We start from the raw sequence: 21806 nt of genomic DNA on the forward strand, positions 1-21806 counted from the left end.
ATGGAAGTTCTGGCCTATCTCATACCGATTTCCCTGCTTTTGGGAGGGGTTGGCCTGTTTGCGTTCATCTATACCGTTCGGTCGAACCAGTATGACGACCCTGAAGGCGATGCGCGCCGCATTCTAAGCGACGAATGGGACGATAAGCCCAAGCCCTGACGGCCCCCTTGAAATTGCCTCAATGCCCGGTTATGTCCGGCCCATCCGCTAGCAGAGAGAACAAAGCCAAATGGCAACTATGAATCCGATCCAGTTTATTCAGCAGGTCCGTGCCGAGGTTTCAAAGGTCGTCTGGCCAACCCGCCGCGAGGTGTTGCTGACCACGGTCATGGTGTTCATCATGGCAGCACTGACGGCTGTGTTCTTTGCGCTGGTCGATCTTGGTATTCGTGGTGGCCTGCAGCTGATTCTGGGCATGTTCGGTTAAACCGGGCCGGGCAGGTCGGAAACGTCGCTGCCCCCTTGCACAGCTTGCGATGTCAGAGTAGGTGACGCGGTACTATTCGGAATGGGCGTGCGGCGATTCGGGCTGTGCGCCGCTTTTTATTCCGGGTGACGCGACAGATTTTCAATAACGGCTTTTCCGGTAGATGGAATGCAGCCGAAGGCAAACAAGGACGACAGGTTCATGGCGAAACGGTGGTACTCGGTCAGCGTTCTTTCGAATTTCGAAAAGAAGATCGCAGAGCAGATCCGCACGTCGGTGGCCGAGCAGGGCCTTGAGGATGACATTGACGAAGTTCTGGTGCCCACCGAAGAGGTGATCGAAGTGCGCCGGGGCAAGAAAGTCACAACCGAACGTCGCTTTATGCCGGGTTACGTGCTGGTGCATATGGAAATGTCGGATCAAGGGTATCACCTGGTCAACTCGATCAACCGGGTCACTGGTTTTCTGGGTCCGCAAGGCCGCCCGATGCCGATGCGCGATGCCGAGGTGAACCAGATCCTCAACCGTGTCCAGGAGGGCGAAGAAGCGCCCAAGCTGATGATCTCGTTCGAAATTGGCGAGAAGGTCAAGGTGAATGACGGTCCGTTCGAAGATTTCGACGGCATGGTCGAAGGTGTGGATGACGATAACCAGAAGCTGAAGGTCTCGGTCTCGATCTTTGGCCGAGAAACCCCGGTCGAGCTGGACTTCACTCAGGTCACCAAACAAAGCTAATTTCCAATTAGCGAAATTTGACAACGCCGCGTTGCCCTGGGCACTGCGGCGTTTCTTGTTTTGGAGCCTTCAGCCCGTTATCAGACCTGGGCAAATCAGGGCGGAACTGATCTGTCGAAATCGGGATAATCTTTGTCGTAACCAATCGGGATGGAACCCGGCCGCCTGGCATATTTGGACAACCATGCAAGGCAAGTGGGCAGGTAGATGAAATTCATACATATCACAGATATCCACCTTGTTGACCAAGACGGGCACCTGAATGGCGGCGTTCCTTCGACCCAATTTGCCCGTTGCCTTGAGGATATCGCCAAATGGCATTCGGATGCAGCGTTTTGCGTGATATCTGGCGACCTGGCCGAGTTTGGAAGGGCTGAAGCCTATCAGGTGCTCAAGTCACATCTGGACGGTTTCCAGCTTCCTTGTCACCTGATGATCGGCAACCATGATGATCGTAACGTTTTCAGAACGGTCTTTACGGATGACCCTGTGGATTCAAATGGCTTTGTTCAGCACAGCATCGAGACCGGCGCGGGAAAGTTTATCTTTCTGGATACGACAAAAGACGGTGCGGATATGCATGAAGGCCAGCTGTGCACCTTGCGCTTGAATTGGCTGAAAGAACAGCTGATCTCGGCGGGGGATAAGCCCTGCTATTTGTTCATGCACCACCCGCCTTTTGACATCGGCATTCCCTATGTGGACGACATCCGCCTGGTCGAAGCCGAAGTGTTTTTTGAAACACTCGGTCACGGGCGTAACATTCGCCACGTCTTCTATGGGCATGTCCATCGCATGACCTATGTGAACTGGCGTGGCATCCCGTTCACCAGCCTGCCCAGCATCAATCACCAAATCCCTCTGACTGCCGACAGCGTTGACGGGGAATTCTGTGATGAACCGCCAGCCTATGGTGTTGTGCAGATCGCGGACGACCAGATGACTGTGCACTATAACACCTTTCTGCAGCGCAATCCGCTTCATCAGACCTGAGATATGGAACTTGGCCTGATTGTTCTTGTTCTGATTTCGGCGGCGACACATCCGCTGCGGGATCTGTTGTTGAAAGACACGGCGCATCCGGTGTCCTGTTATGTCGGTGTAGCGCTGACCTGGGTCATTCTTGCGGCGCTTCACGCTCGACTGGTCGGCCAACCCCTGACCGTCAGCCGCGAGGTCTGGCCTCTGGTGCTGGTTTCTTCCCTGGGGTTGAGTTTTTATTACTATGGCACGCTTTCAGCCCTGCGCCGGGGCAACCTTTCGGTGTATTATCCGATCATCCGGTCCTCGCCGATTGCCATCGTTGCCTTTAGCTGGCTTGCGCTGGATCAACAGTATTCGTGGCTCATCCTTGTGGGGATTTCGCTGGTCCTGATGGGCAGCCTGATGATCCAGAAATCGCCGGGCGGGTTGCTGCATGATCACAAGGCTTTTGCGCTGGCTGTCATGGCGATGCTTGGCTCGGCCGCCTATTCGCTGAGCGATGCGAGCGCTATGCAAAAAACAACCCCCGCGCCTTTCCTGTTCTACTGTTATATCCTGGTGACATTGACCCTTGCCGGCATCCGGGCCTGGGAAGATCGCCATATGTCGACCCCATTTCTGGGCGTGGTACGAGGCTGGACACACGCCCCGTGGCGGATCGTATTCGCAGGGATTGCATCCTATCTATCTTATCTTTTTATCCTGAGAGCTTTCCAGTTAGGCGCCGAGGCCGCACCTGTCAGCGCAGTCCGGCAGGCCTCGATTCCGGTATCCGTAGTCCTTGCCGCGCTCGTCCTGAAAGAGCCGCGCTTTCTTCACCGCATCGGCTGGGCCAGCCTGATCGCGCTTGGGATATTGGCAATCACACAGTCCTGATTAGCCTTTGCGCGACAACTGGCAAGCAAGGCAGAGGTGCACCAGGTTTTCTACATCACTCGGCGAGGTGGCGAAGCGCCCAAGCTGATGATCTCGTTCGAAATCGGCGAGAAGGTCACGGCCTACTCTGGTCCATTCGTGGATTTCGACGGGATTGTCGAGGGCGTGGATGACCAGAGGCAGGAGGCAAAATTTATTCGGTGGATTTTGAGGGGCCGCATTGCCCTAGCCAGTGCGGCATCTTGGATGGCTGAACGTTTACATTGATGATCTGGGTTGGTACATAACTGCCCTATTGATTTGACCGAATGTTTTTTCCGAAAAGTGACCACAAGGCGTTTTTCATGCGTGCGTTCATCTATTTTGTTTTCTTGATTTTGGCTGCGTGTACCGCTGATGTTTTGTCACCCGAAGTGTTGTCCTCGAAAGTAGCGCGCGCATCGTCCGCAGAGCTGTGTTCCGCATATCGGCTCCCAAGTACGACATTGCGGGGGAAACTGATGATCGAAGCAGAGCTGGCTGCTCGAAAAGTAAACCAATGTGGTTATAGCAATTATGGTCAGTACAGCCTGTCTACAGCTGGGACCAAATCCTACGAGCGACCGTTTTCATCCGAGGCAGCAGGGGGTGACTATGATTGTGATGACTTTCCGAATGGCGCAGCAGCGCAAAGGTTCTTCTTAGCGTCTGGTGGACCTCTTTCTGATCCACATAATTTGGATCTTGATGGCGATGGTCTCGCGTGTGAGTGGGGTGCTCAGATCAGGAAAGTATCTTCGTACCGCCGACCGGTTGCCAGCATTAGGCGCGTGACCTCACGATGCTACACGGGTCCAAGAGGCGGAACCTACACAATCACGGCGAGTGGAAACAAGAACTATGGCGGCTGCTAAGTTGCTCTGATAGCCCGCAAGGTTGTGCATGTAGCCTGTGCAATATCATTGGGCGATGACAGATGCTGTTTTGCTGTTGCTTAGCTTTGGAGCGAGGGTCAGTTTGGGTTCGATGTGGCTGCTTCAGGCCGTGATTCAAACCCTTGCCAATACTTCCGTTCCCCTGTACATGCCGCCTCTATCGTCTTTGGGCGAGATTCTCTCGTGGGAGATTACCGGGATCGCGATCCCGGATCGAACCACGCAACATAATCTGGGTGAAACGCGTTTCACCTTAGTTGAAAGGAAAACCAAATGGCCAAGAAGCTTGCTGGTACAATGAAACTGCAGGTTCCTGCAGGTCAGGCGAACCCGTCGCCGCCAGTTGGTCCGGCGCTGGGTCAGCGCGGCATCAACATCATGGAATTCTGCAAGGCGTTCAACGCCAAGACCGCAGACATGGAGCAAGGCGCGCCTTGCCCGACCGTGATCACCTATTATCAGGACAAGTCCTTCACCATGGACATCAAGACGCCGCCTGCGTCTTATTACCTGAAAAAAGCAGCTGGCCTGAAGCCGGTTGGCAAGCGTAACCGCCCCCGTGGCGCGGAAAACCCAGGTCGTGAGACTGTGGCATCCGTGACCTCGAAGCAGGTTCGTGAAATCGCCGAAGCAAAAATGAAAGATCTCAACGCCAACGACGTCGAAGGCGCAATGCAGATCATCCTGGGCTCGGCCCGCTCTATGGGCATCGAGGTGAAGTAAGATGGCAAAACTCGGTAAACGTACCCGCGCTGCGCGCGAAGCTGTCGCTGGCAAGGAAAACCTGTCGGTCGAAGAAGCAGTTGCCCTGGTCAAAGCCAACGCAACTTCGAAATTCGATGAGACCATCGAAATCGCTCTGAACCTGGGCGTTGACACCCGTCACGCGGACCAGATGGTTCGTGGCGTTGTTGGCCTGCCGAATGGCACCGGTAAAACAATGCGCGTTGCTGTATTCGCTCGTGGCCCCAAGGCTGACGAAGCGAAAGAAGCAGGCGCGGATATCATTGGTGCAGAAGACCTGATGGAAACCATTCAGGGCGGCACCATTGAATTCGATCGTTGCATAGCAACCCCGGACATGATGCCCATCGTTGGTCGTCTTGGAAAAGTTCTGGGCCCCCGCAACCTGATGCCGAACCCCAAGGTTGGCACTGTGACCATGGACGTGAAAGCGGCCGTAGAAGCAGCCAAAGGCGGCGAAGTTCAGTTCAAAGCTGAAAAAGGCGGCGTTGTGCACGCTGGTGTTGGCAAAGCGTCCTTCGACGAAGCCAAACTGGCAGAAAACGTTCGTGCATTTGTGACCGCTGTTGCCAAAGCCAAGCCAACAGGCGCCAAAGGCACTTACATGAAGAAAATCGCGCTGAGCTCGACCATGGGCCCAGGCGTGACTCTGGATGTGGCTGCTGCTGCGGGCGAGTAAGCCCCTAGCTTACAGCTAAAATGATTAGACCCGAACGGTGAAGGCTGTTCGGGTCTTTCTTTTTCAGCCCTCACTCATACACGGCTTGCAGGCGCAGGTTCAGGCGGTCTCTGCGAAAGCTCTCGTATTCGCTGCAGGATCTGTCCAATCGCCATAAGTCCAGCCAATCCATCACTAGACGTGCGCGCATGCACATATCCAGAACGTCCATCTGAATTGGATGGCGATATTTGCGAAAGAACATGTCTTTGTTTGTTTTCAGGATGCCGCTTTGATCAACCTGATCATCAGTGCCATCGCGAAAGATATCGGACTTTAGAAAGTCGACAATATCATACAAAGCTAGCTTTTCCCGCGTTTCGGTAAAATCCAGGCCGATCATTTCGCCATGCCCGACGATCAGATTTTGACTGTGACAATCTCCGTGTGCAAGGACCAGCAGTTCAGGGGTGCCTTTTAGCTGTAATGCCTCGTCGGTCAGATGCTGGACCATATTCCGCCCCCGGAGCTGTGCTGTGTCCGGGGCAAGACGTAGCAAAGCCTGAAGCCTGTCGATCATCCAGCTAGGGCGGAAATCATAGGTCTTGACGGGCTGAAAGCTGTGCAAATCGTTCAGCCACGATCCGGCGCGCCGATAGATGCGGCCGATCTGGTCGTCATCCGGGCTGTTATAGATAAGATCCGCAGCGGTGGGGCGGTCAATAAACTGCGTCACAAAAAACGCCTCACCCGGTGACATATAGACTGGATCGACAACATCGGCGCTTTCGTATTGCGCAAAGTGGTCGGTCAGCTTTCTGAGCATATCAAACTCATCGCGCAGACGGCCGGTATCAGGCGACAGTAGATCCACCTTGAGGGCATAATCCCGACCCGCACGCTGGACCCTGAGCACTATACGCGAGCCCGCAAAATCATGAGAACGATAGACGCATTCGAAACCCGCCGGTCCATCCTCTGGCGTTTGATCCAGGAACTCCTGAACAAAGTCGCGCGCGCGTTCGTATTCGTCTGTGGTGAGGGTCAGCATTCAGGGATGGATACCTAAGAAGAAAGGGGCTTAGCCAGACTGGACCTCAGCGCATGGAACATGTCAATCTAGGACACTGTTCCGGTGCCAGCTGCGCTGCTCGATCATTTCCGGTTTCTGCCCAATTTACCCCTTGGAAACCCGGCGTAACTGCCATAAAGAGAGCTGCGAAGTAAAGCGTGCGATTCGTCGTGCGCTTTATTTTGTTTCGTCCAAGACGGTGGGTGGTGTCATCTGGCCCCTTAATTCCCTGCCTGAGGCGGGTAAGACCAAAGAATTCTGAGGGCTTCGATCCTCGGGCGAATTTTGGCTAATCCCGTAACAACGGACCTGAACGCCGGAGCGTAAGCTGCGGCAAATATGAGCCGGGGTGAGATATCACCCCTAACTTGGAGAAAACTGTGGATAGAGCCCAGAAAGAGAAAGTGGTCGACGAGCTCGGCCAAATCTTCGAAAGCTCTGGCGTCGTAGTGGTTGCACACTACGCCGGTCTGACAGTTGCCGAGATGCAGGACCTTCGCGCACGTGCTCGTGACGCGGGTGGTGCCGTGCGTGTTGCCAAGAACAGGCTCGCCAAAATCGCCCTCGACGGAAAGCCATGTGAAAGCATTGCCGACCTGCTGACGGGGATGACCGTTCTGACCTATTCTGAGGACCCTGTGGCAGCAGCCAAAGTGGCCCAGGACTACGCCAAAGAGAACCAAAAGTTCGAAATTCTTGGCGGTGCAATGGGTGAGAACGCTCTGGATCGTGCCGGCGTTGAAGCCGTGTCCAAAATGCCTTCGCGCGAGGAGCTTATTGCTACTATCGCGGGCATGCTGGGCGCACCTGCTTCGAACATCGCTGGCGCAATTGGCGCACCTGCAAGCAACATCGCAAGCATCCTTTCCACCATCGAAGAGAAGGCGGAAGCTGCGTAAGCGGTTGGCACTGAATGATCTGCGTAGGGTAGTCACCCTGACGTTGGAACACACACTGTAAACGGAAAGAGCTGATAAAATGGCTGATCTGAAAGCACTCGCAGAAAGCATCGTGGGTCTGACCCTGCTGGAAGCACAAGAACTGAAAACCATCCTCAAAGACGAATATGGCATCGAGCCCGCAGCTGGCGGCGCGGTTGTCATGGCAGCCGGTGGCGACGCCGGTGGCGCAGCTGAGGAAGAAAAAACCGAATTCGACGTCGTTCTGAAGAACGCCGGCGCTTCGAAAATCAACGTGATCAAAGAAGTTCGCGGCATCACCGGTCTGGGCCTGAAAGAAGCCAAAGAGCTGGTCGAAGCTGGCGGCAAGATCAAAGAAGCTGTGTCGAAAGACGAAGCCGAAGACATCAAAGGCAAGCTGGAAGCAGCTGGCGCCGAGGTCGAACTGGCCTAAGTCAGTCTTTTGGTGCATCGCAGATGCACCGGAAATTTGGCTGGTCCCGGAGAAATCCGGGTCCAGCCGAACCTGTCTTAGAAAGGACCTCATGGATTGGGGTGTTTTCTAAGACGCGGTTCATGGATCGGGAGGCTGCCATTCGGGACGGTGGCCACGAATTGATCCGGACGTGTTGTCTCTAATGTGCAAGGCACCGGGGCCCGACGGTGTCTTTGTCCGCTGAGAACATCGAAAGGTGACATCTGACATGGCTCAATCGTTCCTTGGCCAGAAACGTCTTCGGAAATATTACGGCAAAATCCGCGAAGTGCTGGAGATGCCGAACCTCATTGAGGTGCAAAAATCTTCTTATGATCTATTCCTGCGCTCCGGCGATGCAGATGTGCCGACAGACGGCGAAGGCATCAAAGGCGTGTTCCAGTCGGTTTTCCCGATCAAGGATTTCAACGAAACCTCCGTTCTGGAGTTCGTGAAATACGATTTGGAAAAACCCAAATACGACGTCGAAGAGTGCATGCAGCGCGACATGACCTACAGCGCGCCGCTGAAAGTCACTCTGCGTCTGATCGTGTTTGATGTCGACGAGGACACTGGCGCCAAGTCGGTCAAAGACATCAAGGAACAGGACGTGTTCATGGGGGATATGCCCCTGATGACACCAAACGGGACGTTCATTGTGAACGGTACCGAGCGTGTGATCGTGTCCCAAATGCACCGTTCGCCTGGTGTGTTCTTTGACCACGACAAGGGCAAGACCCATTCCTCGGGCAAGCTGTTGTTTGCCTGCCGCATCATCCCGTATCGCGGCAGCTGGCTGGACTTTGAGTTCGACGCCAAGGACATCGTGTTCGCCCGTATCGACCGTCGCCGCAAACTGCCTGTGACAACCCTGCTGTATGCGCTGGGTCTGGATCAAGAAGCGATCATGGACGCCTATTACAACACGGTGTCGTACAAGCTGGACAAGAAGAAGGGCTGGATTGCACCGTTCTTCCCCGAGCGTGCACGCGGTACGCGTCCGACCTATGACCTGATCGACGCCAAATCCGGTGAGGTGATTGCCGAAGCGGGCAAGAAAGTCACCCCGCGCGCGGTCAAGAAGCTGATCGATGAAGGCAACGTCACCGAGCTGTTGGTTCCGTTCGATCACATCGTCGGGAAGTTTGTCGCCAAGGACATCATCAACGAAGAAACCGGCGCGATCTATGTCGAAGCTGGTGATGAGCTGACGCTGGAATACGACAAAGACGGCGAGCTGATCGGAGGCACCGCGAAAGAGCTGATCGACGCGGGCGTCACCGATATTCCGGTTCTGGATATCGACAACATCAATGTCGGCCCCTACATGCGTAACACCATGGCGGCAGACAAGAACATGGGCCGCGACACAGCGCTGATGGACATCTATCGCGTCATGCGCCCGGGTGAGCCGCCCACCGTCGAAGCGGCCTCGGCGCTGTTCGAAACGCTGTTCTTTGACAGCGAGCGCTATGACCTGTCCGCCGTTGGCCGTGTAAAGATGAACATGCGTCTGGCTCTGGATGCGCCCGATACGCTGCGCACCCTGCGCCGCGAAGACATCGTGGCCTGCATCAAGGCTCTGGTTGAACTGCGTGACGGCAAAGGGGACATCGACGATATCGACCACCTCGGCAACCGTCGTGTGCGTTCGGTCGGCGAACTGATGGAAAACCAGTACCGCGTTGGCCTGCTGCGCATGGAGCGCGCGATCAAAGAGCGTATGTCGTCGGTCGAGATCGACACAGTCATGCCGCAGGACCTGATCAATGCGAAACCGGCTGCTGCTGCTGTCCGCGAATTCTTCGGCTCGTCGCAGTTGTCGCAGTTCATGGACCAGACCAACCCGCTGTCGGAAGTCACCCACAAACGCCGCCTCTCGGCGCTTGGCCCCGGTGGTCTGACACGCGAGCGTGCGGGCTTTGAGGTGCGCGACGTTCATCCGACACACTATGGCCGGATGTGCCCGATTGAAACGCCGGAAGGCCCGAACATCGGTCTGATCAACTCGCTGGCCACCTTTGCCCGTGTGAACAAGTATGGCTTCATCGAAACACCGTACCGCGTCGTCAAAGACGCTGAGGTGACTGATGAGGTTCACTACATGTCCGCGACCGAGGAAATGCGTCACACAGTGGCACAGGCGAACGCGACACTGGATACGGATGGCAAGTTCATCAACGATCTGGTTTCGACCCGCCAGTCAGGTGACTACACTCTGGCCCCGCGCGAGAATGTGGACCTGATCGACGTCAGCCCAAAACAGCTGGTATCGGTTGCTGCATCGCTGATCCCGTTCCTTGAAAATGACGACGCCAACCGCGCTCTGATGGGCTCGAACATGCAACGTCAGGCGGTTCCACTGCTGCGGGCCGAGGCGCCGCTGATTGGCACCGGGATCGAGGAAAAGGTTGCGATTGACTCAGGCGCTGCAATTCAGGCGAAACGCGCCGGTATCATCGACCAGGTCGATGCCCAGCGTATCGTTATCCGCGCGACTGAGGATCTGGAACTGGGCGACGCTGGCGTTGACATCTATCGTCTGCGCAAATTCCAGCGGTCGAACCAGAACACCTGCATCAACCAGCGTCCGCTGATCAAGGTGGGTGACACCGTCCAGAAGGGCGAGGTCATTGCCGATGGTCCGTCGACTGATATGGGTGAACTGGCCCTGGGTAAGAACGTGGTCGTCGCGTTCATGCCGTGGAACGGTTACAACTACGAAGACTCGATTCTGATCTCGGAACGTATTGCGCGTGACGACGTCTTTACCTCGGTCCATATCGAGGAATTTGAAGTCGCCGCCCGTGACACCAAGCTGGGTCCGGAAGAGATCACCCGCGACATTCCGAACGTCGGTGAAGAAGCGCTGCGCAACCTCGACGAGGCGGGCATCGTTTACATCGGCGCGGATGTTGAACCGGGCGATATTCTGGTCGGCAAGATCACTCCGAAGGGCGAAAGCCCGATGACCCCGGAAGAAAAGCTGCTGCGCGCCATCTTTGGCGAAAAAGCATCTGACGTGCGCGACACTTCGCTGCGCGTGAAGCCGGGCGATTACGGTACGGTCGTTGAGGTCCGCGTCTTCAACCGTCACGGCGTCGAGAAAGACGAGCGTGCGCTGCAGATCGAGCGGGAAGAAGTCGAACGTCTGGCCCGTGACCGGGACGATGAGCTGGCGATCCTGGACCGCAACATCTATGCGCGCCTGCAAGGCCTGATCATGGGTAAAACCGCGGTCAAAGGCCCGAAAGGCGTCAAGCCAGGGTCGGTGATCACCGAGGACCTGTTGGAAACCCTGACCCGTGGTCAGTGGTGGCAGCTGGCGCTGGAAGATGAGCAGGACGCACAGATCGTTGAGGCTCTGAATGAGCAGTACGAAGTGCAAAAGCGTGCTCTGGACGCCCGTTTCGAAGACAAGGTCGAGAAGGTTCGTCGCGGCGACGACCTGCCGCCGGGTGTGATGAAGATGGTCAAAGTCTTCATCGCCGTGAAGCGCAAGCTGCAGCCGGGCGATAAGATGGCCGGTCGTCACGGGAACAAAGGTGTAATTTCCAAGGTTGTTCCGATGGAAGACATGCCGTTCCTGGCCGATGGTACACCGGTTGACTTCTGTCTGAACCCGCTAGGTGTTCCTTCGCGTATGAACGTTGGTCAGATCCTTGAAACCCACATGGGTTGGGCCGCGCGCGGTCTGGGTCTGAACATCGACGACGCGCTGGGTGAATATCGCCGCTCTGGCGACCTTACCCCGGTTCGCGAAGCAATGAAGCTGGCCTATGGCGACGATGTCTATGAAGAAGGCATCACTGGCATGGACGAGGGTCACCTGATCGAGGCTGCGGGCAACGTGACCCGTGGTGTTCCGATCGCGACTCCGGTCTTTGATGGCGCCAAAGAGGCAGACGTCAATGACGCTCTGGTGCGCGCGGGCTTCTCGCAAAGCGGTCAGTCGGTTCTGTTCGACGGTCGTACGGGTGAGCAGTTTGCACGTCCGGTGACCGTGGGTATCAAGTACCTGCTGAAACTGCACCACCTTGTGGATGACAAAATCCACGCGCGTTCAACCGGGCCGTACAGCCTGGTTACCCAGCAGCCGCTGGGTGGTAAGGCGCAGTTCGGTGGTCAGCGCTTTGGTGAGATGGAAGTCTGGGCTCTGGAAGCTTATGGCGCCGCCTACACCCTACAGGAAATGCTCACCGTGAAATCGGATGACGTCGCCGGCCGGACCAAAGTGTACGAGTCGATCGTCAAGGGCGAGGATAACTTTGAAGCGGGCGTACCGGAATCGTTTAACGTTCTGGTGAAAGAAGTCCGTGGCCTCGGCCTGAATATGGAACTCCTGGATGCGGAGGAAGAGTAGGGGCGGCAACGCCCCAAACTCATCCCATCCCAATTTGTAAGGACGCAAAATGAACCAGGAAATTACCAATAACCCGTTCAACCCGCTGACGCCGCCTAAGGTCTTTGACGAGATCAAGGTCTCATTGGCCAGCCCGGAACGGATCCTCTCTTGGTCTTATGGCGAGATCAAGAAACCCGAGACCATCAACTACCGGACGTTCAAACCCGAACGTGACGGTCTGTTCTGTGCGCGTATCTTTGGCCCGATCAAAGATTACGAATGTCTGTGCGGTAAATATAAGCGGATGAAATATCGCGGCGTTGTCTGCGAGAAATGCGGTGTGGAAGTCACCCTGCAGAAAGTCCGCCGCGAGCGTATGGGTCATATCGAGCTGGCCGCGCCCGTCGCACACATTTGGTTCCTGAAGTCGCTGCCGTCCCGCATCGGTCTGATGCTGGACATGACGCTGCGCGATCTGGAACGCGTTCTGTATTTTGAAAACTATGTCGTCATCGAGCCCGGTCTGACCGACCTCTCCTATGGTCAGATGCTGACCGAAGAAGAGTTCATGGACGCGCAGGATGCCTATGGCATGGACGCGTTCACCGCGAACATCGGTGCCGAAGCTATCCGTGAGATGCTGGCCCAGATCGATCTGGAAGCCGAAGCCGAACAGCTGCGTGCTGATCTGGCCGAAGCAACCGGTGAACTGAAGCCCAAGAAGATCATCAAGCGTCTGAAGGTTGTTGAATCCTTCCTTGAGTCGGGCAACCGGCCTGAGTGGATGGTGATGACCGTGATCCCGGTGATTCCGCCGGAACTGCGTCCGCTGGTTCCACTGGATGGTGGTCGTTTTGCGACTTCGGATCTGAACGATCTGTATCGCCGCGTCATCAACCGGAACAACCGTCTGAAGCGTCTGATCGAACTGCGCGCACCTGACATCATCGTCCGCAACGAAAAGCGGATGCTGCAGGAATCCGTCGATGCTCTGTTCGACAATGGCCGTCGTGGTCGCGTGATCACTGGTGCCAATAAGCGTCCACTGAAATCGCTTTCGGACATGCTGAAGGGTAAGCAGGGTCGCTTCCGTCAAAACCTTCTGGGTAAGCGCGTAGACTTCTCGGGCCGTTCGGTCATCGTGACCGGTCCGGAACTCAAGCTGCACCAGTGTGGTCTGCCCAAAAAGATGGCGCTGGAACTGTTCAAGCCGTTCATCTACTCGCGCCTTGAAGCCAAGGGTCTGTCTTCGACCGTGAAGCAGGCGAAGAAACTGGTCGAGAAAGAGCGTCCCGAAGTGTGGGATATCCTCGACGAGGTGATCCGCGAACACCCTGTAATGCTGAACCGTGCACCGACACTGCACCGTCTTGGCATTCAGGCGTTTGAACCGGTTCTGATCGAAGGTAAAGCCATCCAGCTGCACCCGTTGGTCTGTTCGGCCTTTAACGCCGACTTCGACGGTGACCAGATGGCCGTTCACGTCCCGCTGAGCCTTGAGGCCCAGCTGGAAGCCCGCGTTCTGATGATGTCGACGAACAACGTTCTGTCGCCAGCAAACGGCGCGCCGATCATCGTTCCGTCGCAGGATATGATCCTGGGTCTGTACTATGTGACCCTGGAACGCGAAGGTATGCCGGGCGAAGGCAAGGTCTTTGGCTCGATCGACGAAGTTCAGCACGCGCTGGACGCCGGTGAAGTGCATCTGCACACCAAGATCACTGCGCGGATTACTCAGATCGACAGTGAAGGCAATGAAGTTCAACAGCGGTTTGAAACCACTCCGGGCCGAGTGCGCCTGGGTGCTCTGCTGCCGATGAACAACAAGGCACCGTTCGAACTGGTTAACCGTCTGCTGCGCAAGAAAGAAGTGCAGCAGGTGATCGACACCGTCTACCGCTACTGCGGTCAGAAAGAGTCGGTTATCTTCTGTGACCAGATCATGTCGATGGGCTTCAAAGAAGCGTTCCGCGCCGGTATCTCGTTCGGCAAGGACGACATGGTGATCCCGGATGACAAATGGGGCATCGTCGATGAAACCCGTGGTCAGGTGAAGGACTTTGAACAGCAGTATATGGACGGCCTGATCACTCAGGGCGAAAAGTACAACAAAGTTGTTGATGCCTGGTCGAAGTGTAACGACCGCGTAACCGAGGCGATGATGAGCACGATCTCATCTTCGGATCGGGCAGAGGATGGGTCTGAAAAAGAACCAAACTCGGTCTACATGATGGCCCACTCGGGCGCGCGTGGCTCGGTCACTCAGATGAAACAGCTGGGCGGTATGCGCGGCCTGATGGCCAAACCAAACGGTGACATCATCGAGACGCCGATCATCTCGAACTTCAAGGAAGGTCTGACCGTTCTTGAATACTTCAACTCGACCCACGGCGCCCGTAAGGGTCTGTCGGATACTGCTCTGAAAACGGCGAACTCGGGTTACCTGACCCGTCGTCTGGTGGACGTGGCACAGGACTGCATCGTGCGTGAGCTCGATTGTGGAACCGAGCGCGCGATCACTGCGGAAGCCGCGGTAAACGACGGTGAAGTTGTTGCTTCGCTAGCCGAACGTGTGCTGGGCCGTGTCTCTGCCGATGACGTTCTGCGTCCCGGCACCGATGAGGTTCTGGTCGCAGCGGGTCAGCTGATCGACGAACGTATGGCTGACATCATTGATGAGGCCGCTGTTGCGTCGATGCGGATCCGTTCGCCTCTGACCTGTGAGTCCGAGGAAGGCGTCTGTGCAACCTGCTACGGTCGTGACCTTGCACGCGGTACTATGGTCAACACGGGTGAGGCTGTCGGCATCATCGCCGCCCAGTCCATCGGTGAACCCGGTACGCAGCTGACAATGCGGACCTTCCACATCGGTGGTGTTGCGCAAGGTGGTCAGCAGTCGTTCCAGGAAGCCAGCCACGACGGTGTCGTTTCGTTCGAGAACCCGCAGATCCTGGTCAATTCCGCGGGCGAAAGCCTGGTCATGGGCCGGAACATGAAGATGGTGATCAAAGACGAACATGGCGAAGAGCGTGCCAACCACAAGTTGGGTTATGGCTCGAAGCTGTTCGTCAAGGATGGCACCAAGGTGAACCGTGGCGACAAGCTGTTCGAATGGGATCCTTACACCCTGCCGATCATCGCCGAAAAGTCCGGTACCGCGAAATATGTTGATCTGGTTTCGGGCATTGCTGTCCGCGACGTGACCGACGATGCAACCGGTATGACCCAGAAGATCGTGATCGACTGGCGCGCGGCCCCCAAAGGCAGCGACCTCAAGCCTGAGATCATTCTGGTTGGCGAAGATGGCGAACCAGTCCGTAACGATGCGGGCAACCCGGTTCACTATCCGATGTCGGTGGACGCGATCCTGTCGATCGAAGACGGTCAGCAGATCGAAGCTGGTGAAGTTGTCGCGCGTATCCCGCGTGAAGGTGCCAAGACCAAGGACATCACCGGTGGTCTGCCGCGTGTTGCCGAACTGTTCGAAGCCCGTCGCCCGAAAGATCACGCGATCATCGCAGAAGCCGATGGTTACGTGCGCTTTGGTCGCGACTACAAGAACAAGCGTCGCATCAGCATCGAACCGGCTGACGAGTCCATGGAGACCATCGAGTATATGGTGCCCAAGGGTAAGCACATCCCGGTTGCAGAAGGCGACTTCATCCAGAAGGGTGAATACCTGATGGACGGTAACCCGGCCCCGCATGACATCCTGTCCATCATGGGTGTCGAAGCGCTGGCGGATTACATGATCGACGAAGTGCAGGATGTTTATCGTCTGCAGGGCGTGAAGATCAACGACAAGCACATCGAAGTGATCGTGCGCCAGATGCTGCAGAAGTGGGAGATCCTGGATTCAGGTGACACCACCCTGCTGAAAGGCGAACATGTCGACAAGCAGGAGTTCGACGCGGCCAACGAGAAGACCCTCGCCCGCGGTGGACGTCCGGCTCAGGGCGAGCCGATCCTCTTGGGGATTACCAAAGCCTCGCTGCAGACGCGTTCGTTCATCTCGGCGGCGTCGTTCCAGGAAACCACACGGGTTCTGACCGAGGCTTCGGTTCAGGGCAAGAAAGACAAGCTGGTTGGCCTGAAAGAGAACGTCATCGTCGGTCGTCTAATCCCTGCCGGTACCGGTGGCGCAACGCAAAGCGTACAGCGCGTCGCGCAGTCGCGTGACAACGTTGTCATCGAAGCCCGCCGGGAAGAGGCCGAAGCCGCCGCTGCTCTGGCTGCGCCGATGATGGATGACGATATGGTCGGGGATGAGCTGGATGTTCTGGTGGAAACACCGGAAAGCCGCGAATAAGCGATCCTACATTCCAAAGATCAGGCCCCGCGATTTCGCGGGGCCTTTTCATTTCAGGCTCGGGTGGGGCGCTGCATGAAGCGCCATCGGAAATGTCATGCTAGCAGAGCATTGGCGGGCGGAGCCATATTGACATCTCTTTCTTGAACGCCGCCAAATGCACTTCGTGGCCAAATGCGGAGTTCAAAAAGAGTGACGCCGAATTTCAGGGGTGCTTTGCTGATGATGGGCAGCATGGCTGCCTTCACCATCAATGACACTTTGATCAAGGCCGCCGGAGCCCAGATACCGCTGTTTCAGATGGTTGCCATCCGTGGGGTTTTGGCGACCATTCTGGTGTATCTTCTGGCACGGTACTATGGGGCGCTGCATCTGAACTTTCCGCGTCATGACAAGTGGTTGGTCGCGGCACGTTGTCTCGCCGAATTGTTGGCAACAATTTTCTTTTTGGTCGCGCTGCTTCATATGCCGTTGGCAAACGTGACGGCCATTCTGCTGGCCTTGCCATTAACCGTAACACTTGGAGCCGCGTTGTTTTTTCAAGAGTATATCGGTTGGCGTCGGATTCTTGCCATCGTTTTCGGGTTCGCCGGTATGTTGCTGATCGTTCGCCCGGGCACGGATGGTTTCAGCATCTACGCGATATATGCTTTGATCGCAGTTGCTTCGGTAACTGCCCGGGATTTGATTACGCGACGCATGTCGGTGCATGTGCCATCACTTGCAGTAACGCTGGCAACAACCGCGACGATTACATTGACGGCGGTTCTTGTCACCTCTGTCTCGGGCTGGGTTCCGGTTCCGGCAGCCGCCGGTTCGATGGTAGCGTTTGCTGCGGTCTTTGTTCTGACAGGATATTTGTTCAGCGTCATTGTCATGCGCGCTGGTGAGATCGGCTTTATCGCGCCGTTTCGTTATTCCAGTCTGATCTGGGCGTTGGGTTTGGGCTGGGCCGTATTTGGGGACTGGCCCGACAGGATTACGATGGCGGGCGCGGCCTTAGTGGTTGGGGCAGGAATGTTCATGCTGTTTCGCGAACGAACCCGTCAGCCCGCCGAATGAATGCGGCGAACGGCGTCCTGATCGATGGCAAACCGTGCGATGAACTCGCCTTCTTGCTCGGGCGTTAGGGGGGCCAGCTCGGCCTTGCTGTTGCGCGCGTGCGGGGAATCGTTGAACTGGTTCAAAGTACGGACCCACATTGGCGCATCCGGATAGCTGATAACGGGCATGAAGTTCCCGATCCGATGGTGGCCGAAATTCATGATCGTCAGCTCACACCCACCGGCGGAGTACATCGCAAAGCCCACCCCCAACAAAGGTTGATACACCTGTGCGGCCCGAATACCGCCCGCATCGAAACGGGCCAGGAACCCCTGATTGTAGTCAATCGCAACGGTTCTGTGGTTCCGCATTAAGCCCTGACCCTCATCTGCGGCGATGCGCAAGCGCTCAACGAAATCGACCGAAACCGCATCGTCATCATCGTGGCGGAACTGGATGCAGGGGGCGTCCGGTTTGGTGCGTGCTGAATTCAGGATTTCTTTCATGACCCTGCGATGACGCTTTGGTTCGCGTGCGATGATCTGTACCTGAGGCATGCCCGCTGTTAAGTCGTAAAGACGTTCGCGTGCCGGGTTTGGCAGGCATGTACCGATCACGATGAGAAACTGAAAATCCTCGTCGGTTTGTTCTTTTATGCAGGGCAGAGAGGTGGTTTCGAACAGGCGGAACCGCTCTTCCAGCCGGTCAGGCTGATACAGATAGGAGCGCCGGTCCTCGATCGTTTCGTGTTCGATCTGAAAGCCGCCATGGGCGGGATAGGAAAAACGACACAGGCCAAGTATTTGCATGATTCATCCGTGGTCCAGACCAATGGGCTGACTATGCCTGCACGGACCTGTTCCTGCAACGGGCGGTAAGACTGGATGAGCTTTGGTTCCAGCGCGAAACGGCCTGATGTGGAACGGATCAGCTGTACTGTTGACACTGGGTCCGACTCCCCCTATTACGCGCCACATCTCGGTACCGGGGGCCGCCCCAAAACCGATTTCAGTAATGAACTGGTCAAGGCCCGAACTCTTTTATCGTTCGCGCCCTCTGATAACAAACCGCGACGTTCACCTCGGAATGGGAACGCTCGCGGGTTTTGCGCTTGTGGACGCACGAACGCAGCGAATTTAACCGCACGCATCGCGCGTGCATGTCATGTGTTGCAAAACGGGGATATAACCGGAATGCCAACGATCCAACAGCTGATCCGCAAGCCGCGGCAGCCGAAAGTAAAACGCTCGAAGTCCATGCACCTGGAGCAGTGCCCGCAGAAACGCGGCGTCTGCACACGTGTTTACACAACCACACCGAAAAAGCCGAACTCGGCGATGCGTAAGGTTGCCAAAGTGCGCCTGACAAACGGGTTCGAGGTCATCTCGTACATCCCCGGTGAAAGCCACAACCTGCAGGAACACTCGGTTGTTCTGATCCGTGGCGGTCGTGTAAAAGACCTTCCCGGTGTCCGTTACCACATCCTGCGCGGTGTTCTGGATACCCAAGGCGTCAAAGACCGTAAGCAACGTCGTTCGAAGTACGGCGCGAAGCGTCCCAAATAAGAAGGAGAGGCTGATATGTCACGTCGTCACGCCGCCGAAAAACGCGAAGTCCTGCCTGACGCCAAATTTGGCGACAAGGTACTGACAAAATTCATGAACAACCTGATGATCGACGGTAAAAAGTCGGTTGCAGAGCGCATCGTCTACAACGCATTTGACCGCGTTGAAGGCAAGATCAAGCGCGCGCCTGTCGAAGTGTTCCACGAAGCACTCGACAACATCAAACCGTCGGTCGAGGTTCGCTCGCGCCGGGTTGGTGGTGCAACTTATCAGGTTCCGGTCGAAGTGCGCCCCGAGCGCCGCGAAGCACTGGCCATCCGCTGGCTGATCACTGCTGCGCGTGGCCGTAACGAAAACACCATGGAAGAACGCCTCGCCGGCGAACTGCTGGACGCCGTACAGTCCCGCGGTACCGCCGTTAAGAAGCGTGAAGACACCCACAAGATGGCCGAGGCGAACAAAGCCTTCAGCCACTACCGTTGGTAATTCCAGAGGCTTATTGAAATGGCACGCGAATATACACTCAACCATTACCGTAACTTCGGTATCATGGCGCATATTGATGCAGGTAAAACGACCTGCTCGGAACGTATCCTGTATTACACTGGCAAATCCCACAACATCGGTGAGGTGCACGACGGTGCGGCCACCATGGACTGGATGGAGCAGGAGCAGGAACGCGGAATCACCATCACCTCGGCTGCGACCACCACTTTCTGGGAACGCACTGAAGACGGTGAAACTGCTGACTCGCCCAAGCACCGCCTGAACATCATCGACACCCCCGGCCACGTTGACTTCACCATTGAAGTTGAGCGTTCGCTGGCGGTTCTCGACGGTGCCGTCTGCGTTCTTGACGCAAACGCCGGTGTTGAACCTCAGACCGAAACCGTGTGGCGTCAGGCTGACCGCTACAAGGTTCCTCGGATGGTGTTCGTCAACAAGATGGACAAGATCGGCGCGGACTTCTTCAACTGCGTTGCAATGATCGAAGACCGTACCGGCGCACGTGCTGTTCCGGTTGGTATTCCGATCGGCGCAGAGACCGAGTTGGAAGGCCTGATCGACCTGGTCACCATGGAAGAATGGCTGTGGCAGGGCGAAGACCTGGGCGCAAGCTGGGTCAAAGCACCGATCCGCGACAGCCTGAAGGACATGGCTGACGAATGGCGCGGTAAAATGGTCGAAGCGGCCGTCGAAATGGACGACGACGCGATGATGGAATACCTGGAAGGCAATGAGCCCGACGTTCCGACCCTGCGCGCCCTGCTGCGCAAAGGTACTCTGGAAATCGCGTTTGTTCCGGTTCTGGGTGGTTCGGCGTTCAAAAACAAAGGTGTTCAGCCACTGCTGAACGCTGTGATCGACTATCTGCCCAGCCCGCTGGACGTTGTCGATTACATGGGCTTCAAACCCGGTGACGAAGAAGAAACCCGTAACATCGCCCGCCGTGCGGATGATGATATGGCGTTCTCTGGTCTGGCGTTCAAAATCATGAACGACCCCTTTGTTGGCTCGCTGACCTTTACCCGCATCTACTCGGGCACTCTGTCCAAGGGCGACACGCTTCTGAACTCGACCAAGGGTAAGAAAGAGCGTATCGGCCGGATGATGATGATGCACTCGAACGAACGTGAGGAAATCACCGAAGCGTTCGCGGGCGACATCATTGCGCTGGCAGGTCTGAAAGACACCACCACGGGCGACACTCTGTGTTCGACCGGCGATCCGGTGGTTCTGGAAACCATGACCTTCCCCGATCCGGTGATCGAGATCGCGGTTGAGCCGAAGACCAAGGCTGACCAGGAAAAAATGAGCCAGGGTCTGGGCCGTTTGGCCGCCGAAGACCCGTCCTTCCGTGTGGAAACTGATCTGGAATCGGGTCAGACCATCATGAAGGGCATGGGCGAACTTCACCTGGACATCCTGATTGACCGTCTCAAGCGTGAATTCAAGGTTGAAGCGAATATTGGTGCGCCGCAGGTGGCCTATCGCGAAACCATCGGTCACGAAGCCGAGATCGTTTACACCCACAAGAAACAGTCGGGTGGTTCGGGTCAGTTCGCCGAGGTGAAGATGATCATCACCCCAACAGAGCCGGGCGAAGGTTATTCGTTCGAATCTCGTGTTGTTGGTGGTTCGGTGCCCAAGGAATACATCCCGGGCGTTGAAAAAGGCATCAGATCCGTCATGGATAGCGGCCCGCTGGCTGGCTTCCCCGTGATCGACTTCAAGGTTGCCCTGATCGAAGGTAAATACCACGACGTGGACTCTTCGGTTCTCGCCTTTGAGATCGCGGCGCGTATGGGTATGCGTGAAGGCATGCGCAAAGCGGGTGCGAAACTGCTTGAGCCGATCATGAAGGTCGAAGTGATCACTCCGGAAGAATATACCGGCGGTATCATTGGTGACCTGACATCGCGTCGGGGACAGGTTTCCGGGCAGGAAAACCGTGGCAACGCCATCGCGATTGACGCGTTTGTGCCGCTGGCCAACATGTTCGGTTACATCAACACTCTGCGTTCGATGTCGTCGGGCCGTGCCCAGTTCACCATGCAGTTCGACCACTACGATCCGGTTCCGCAGAACATCTCGGACGAGATCCAGGCGAAATACGCATAAGCGAAAATTTGAGGGAGCTCGATTAGCGGGCTCCCTTCATTACCGATAAAGGAGGCCATCATGGCAAAGGAAAAGTTTGAGCGTAATAAGCCGCACGTCAACATTGGCACGATTGGGCACGTTGACCACGGCAAGAC

General features: G+C 56.2%; 18 protein-coding genes. 16 read left to right on the plus strand and 2 right to left on the minus strand.

Features of this window, described 5'->3' with window-relative positions; all coding sequences use genetic code 11:
- From ccoS to rplA, 8 genes are all read left to right on the plus strand, one after another.
- Entirely contained in the window at positions 1–159 is a 159-nt protein-coding gene (gene ccoS, locus AC2FLB_RS13310; protein WP_142636927.1) for a cbb3-type cytochrome oxidase assembly protein CcoS, read from the plus strand.
- Positions 160–229: 70 nt separating this feature from the next.
- On the plus strand, positions 230–427 hold the full coding sequence (secE, locus tag AC2FLB_RS13315) for a preprotein translocase subunit SecE (protein WP_142636925.1): 198 nt from the start codon (positions 230–232) through the stop codon (positions 425–427).
- A gap of 201 nt (positions 428–628) precedes the next feature.
- Positions 629–1162 (plus strand): transcription termination/antitermination protein NusG, encoded by a 534-nt coding sequence (gene nusG / locus AC2FLB_RS13320; RefSeq protein ID WP_142637254.1) that lies wholly within the window; start codon positions 629–631, stop codon positions 1160–1162.
- A 207-nt stretch (positions 1163–1369) separates the two neighbouring features.
- Complete coding sequence (locus AC2FLB_RS13325; protein WP_496709412.1) at positions 1370–2155, plus strand: phosphodiesterase; 786 nt, start codon at positions 1370–1372, stop codon at positions 2153–2155.
- Positions 2156–2158: 3 nt separating this feature from the next.
- Positions 2159–3022: an EamA family transporter gene (locus AC2FLB_RS13330; protein ID WP_271949824.1), complete on the plus strand. Its 864-nt coding sequence runs from the start codon at positions 2159–2161 to the stop codon at positions 3020–3022.
- A gap of 36 nt (positions 3023–3058) precedes the next feature.
- Positions 3059–3289: a hypothetical protein gene (locus AC2FLB_RS13335; RefSeq protein ID WP_496692469.1), complete on the plus strand. Its 231-nt coding sequence runs from the start codon at positions 3059–3061 to the stop codon at positions 3287–3289.
- A 920-nt stretch (positions 3290–4209) separates the two neighbouring features.
- Positions 4210–4659, plus strand: coding sequence for a 50S ribosomal protein L11 (gene rplK / locus AC2FLB_RS13340; RefSeq protein WP_085823307.1), 450 nt, complete (start codon positions 4210–4212; stop codon positions 4657–4659).
- A 1-nt stretch (position 4660) separates the two neighbouring features.
- The gene (rplA, locus tag AC2FLB_RS13345; protein WP_142636917.1) at positions 4661–5359 is read left to right on the plus strand and encodes a 50S ribosomal protein L1; all 699 of its coding nucleotides are present in this window, start codon (positions 4661–4663) and stop codon (positions 5357–5359) included.
- Between the two features lie 70 nt (positions 5360–5429).
- Here the strand turns inward: rplA and AC2FLB_RS13350 are convergent, their stop codons facing one another.
- A complete protein-coding gene (locus AC2FLB_RS13350) occupies positions 5430–6389 on the minus strand; it encodes a phosphotransferase (RefSeq protein ID WP_496709413.1) in 960 nt (319 codons plus the stop codon).
- Positions 6390–6790: 401 nt separating this feature from the next.
- On the opposite strand from AC2FLB_RS13350, the gene rplJ reads away from it, so the two are divergent.
- The 5 genes from rplJ to AC2FLB_RS13375 all read left to right on the plus strand — a co-directional run bounded on the left by rplJ (position 6791) and on the right by AC2FLB_RS13375 (position 17500).
- Complete coding sequence (rplJ, locus tag AC2FLB_RS13355) at positions 6791–7309, plus strand: 50S ribosomal protein L10 (RefSeq protein WP_142636913.1); 519 nt, start codon at positions 6791–6793, stop codon at positions 7307–7309.
- Between the two features lie 79 nt (positions 7310–7388).
- Positions 7389–7763: a 50S ribosomal protein L7/L12 gene (rplL, locus tag AC2FLB_RS13360; RefSeq protein ID WP_142636911.1), complete on the plus strand. Its 375-nt coding sequence runs from the start codon at positions 7389–7391 to the stop codon at positions 7761–7763.
- A gap of 250 nt (positions 7764–8013) precedes the next feature.
- A complete protein-coding gene (gene rpoB / locus AC2FLB_RS13365; RefSeq protein WP_271949830.1) occupies positions 8014–12147 on the plus strand; it encodes a DNA-directed RNA polymerase subunit beta in 4134 nt (1377 codons plus the stop codon).
- Between the two features lie 49 nt (positions 12148–12196).
- Positions 12197–16438 (plus strand): DNA-directed RNA polymerase subunit beta', encoded by a 4242-nt coding sequence (rpoC, locus tag AC2FLB_RS13370; protein ID WP_142636908.1) that lies wholly within the window; start codon positions 12197–12199, stop codon positions 16436–16438.
- Positions 16439–16612: 174 nt separating this feature from the next.
- Positions 16613–17500 (plus strand): DMT family transporter, encoded by an 888-nt coding sequence (locus AC2FLB_RS13375; protein WP_496709414.1) that lies wholly within the window; start codon positions 16613–16615, stop codon positions 17498–17500.
- Here the strand turns inward: AC2FLB_RS13375 and AC2FLB_RS13380 are convergent.
- A complete protein-coding gene (locus AC2FLB_RS13380; RefSeq protein ID WP_496709415.1) occupies positions 17485–18291 on the minus strand; it encodes a putative rhamnosyl transferase in 807 nt (268 codons plus the stop codon). The genes AC2FLB_RS13375 and AC2FLB_RS13380 overlap by 16 nt on opposite strands.
- Before the next feature lie 384 nt (positions 18292–18675).
- Here AC2FLB_RS13380 and rpsL point away from each other — a divergent pair, with 384 nt between their 5' ends.
- The 3 genes from rpsL to fusA are packed head-to-tail and all read left to right on the plus strand — an operon-like array spanning position 18676 to position 21669.
- Positions 18676–19047, plus strand: coding sequence for a 30S ribosomal protein S12 (gene rpsL / locus AC2FLB_RS13385; RefSeq protein WP_005621086.1), 372 nt, complete (start codon positions 18676–18678; stop codon positions 19045–19047).
- Positions 19048–19062: 15 nt separating this feature from the next.
- Complete coding sequence (gene rpsG / locus AC2FLB_RS13390) at positions 19063–19533, plus strand: 30S ribosomal protein S7 (RefSeq protein WP_008756926.1); 471 nt, start codon at positions 19063–19065, stop codon at positions 19531–19533.
- Positions 19534–19551: 18 nt separating this feature from the next.
- Positions 19552–21669 carry an elongation factor G gene (fusA, locus tag AC2FLB_RS13395; RefSeq protein ID WP_496692464.1) on the plus strand — a complete coding sequence of 706 codons (2118 nt, stop codon included), beginning with the start codon at positions 19552–19554 and terminating at the stop codon, positions 21667–21669.
- The last annotated feature ends 137 nt before the right edge of the window (positions 21670–21806 follow it).

The sequence above is a fragment of the Ruegeria sp. CDSA236 genome (genome assembly GCF_059611285.1).

Bases quoted from the DNA above. Each gene is read 5' to 3' on its own strand.
- fusA (WP_496692464.1), top strand. From the start codon at position 19,552: ATGGCACGCGAATATACACTCAACCATTACCGTAACTTCGGTATCATG.
- ccoS (WP_142636927.1), top strand. From the start codon at position 1: ATGGAAGTTCTGGCCTATCTCATACCGATTTCCCTGCTTTTGGGAGGG.
- secE (WP_142636925.1), top strand. From the start codon at position 230: ATGGCAACTATGAATCCGATCCAGTTTATTCAGCAGGTCCGTGCCGAG.
- rpoB (WP_271949830.1), top strand. From the start codon at position 8,014: ATGGCTCAATCGTTCCTTGGCCAGAAACGTCTTCGGAAATATTACGGC.
- AC2FLB_RS13380 (WP_496709415.1), bottom strand. From the start codon at position 18,291: ATGCAAATACTTGGCCTGTGTCGTTTTTCCTATCCCGCCCATGGCGGC.
- AC2FLB_RS13350 (WP_496709413.1), bottom strand. From the start codon at position 6,389: ATGCTGACCCTCACCACAGACGAATACGAACGCGCGCGCGACTTTGTT.
- AC2FLB_RS13375 (WP_496709414.1), top strand. From the start codon at position 16,613: ATGCGGAGTTCAAAAAGAGTGACGCCGAATTTCAGGGGTGCTTTGCTG.
- AC2FLB_RS13325 (WP_496709412.1), top strand. From the start codon at position 1,370: ATGAAATTCATACATATCACAGATATCCACCTTGTTGACCAAGACGGG.
- rpoC (WP_142636908.1), top strand. From the start codon at position 12,197: ATGAACCAGGAAATTACCAATAACCCGTTCAACCCGCTGACGCCGCCT.
- rplL (WP_142636911.1), top strand. From the start codon at position 7,389: ATGGCTGATCTGAAAGCACTCGCAGAAAGCATCGTGGGTCTGACCCTG.
- rpsL (WP_005621086.1), top strand. From the start codon at position 18,676: ATGCCAACGATCCAACAGCTGATCCGCAAGCCGCGGCAGCCGAAAGTA.
- rpsG (WP_008756926.1), top strand. From the start codon at position 19,063: ATGTCACGTCGTCACGCCGCCGAAAAACGCGAAGTCCTGCCTGACGCC.
- nusG (WP_142637254.1), top strand. From the start codon at position 629: ATGGCGAAACGGTGGTACTCGGTCAGCGTTCTTTCGAATTTCGAAAAG.
- AC2FLB_RS13330 (WP_271949824.1), top strand. From the start codon at position 2,159: ATGGAACTTGGCCTGATTGTTCTTGTTCTGATTTCGGCGGCGACACAT.
- rplA (WP_142636917.1), top strand. From the start codon at position 4,661: ATGGCAAAACTCGGTAAACGTACCCGCGCTGCGCGCGAAGCTGTCGCT.
- rplK (WP_085823307.1), top strand. From the start codon at position 4,210: ATGGCCAAGAAGCTTGCTGGTACAATGAAACTGCAGGTTCCTGCAGGT.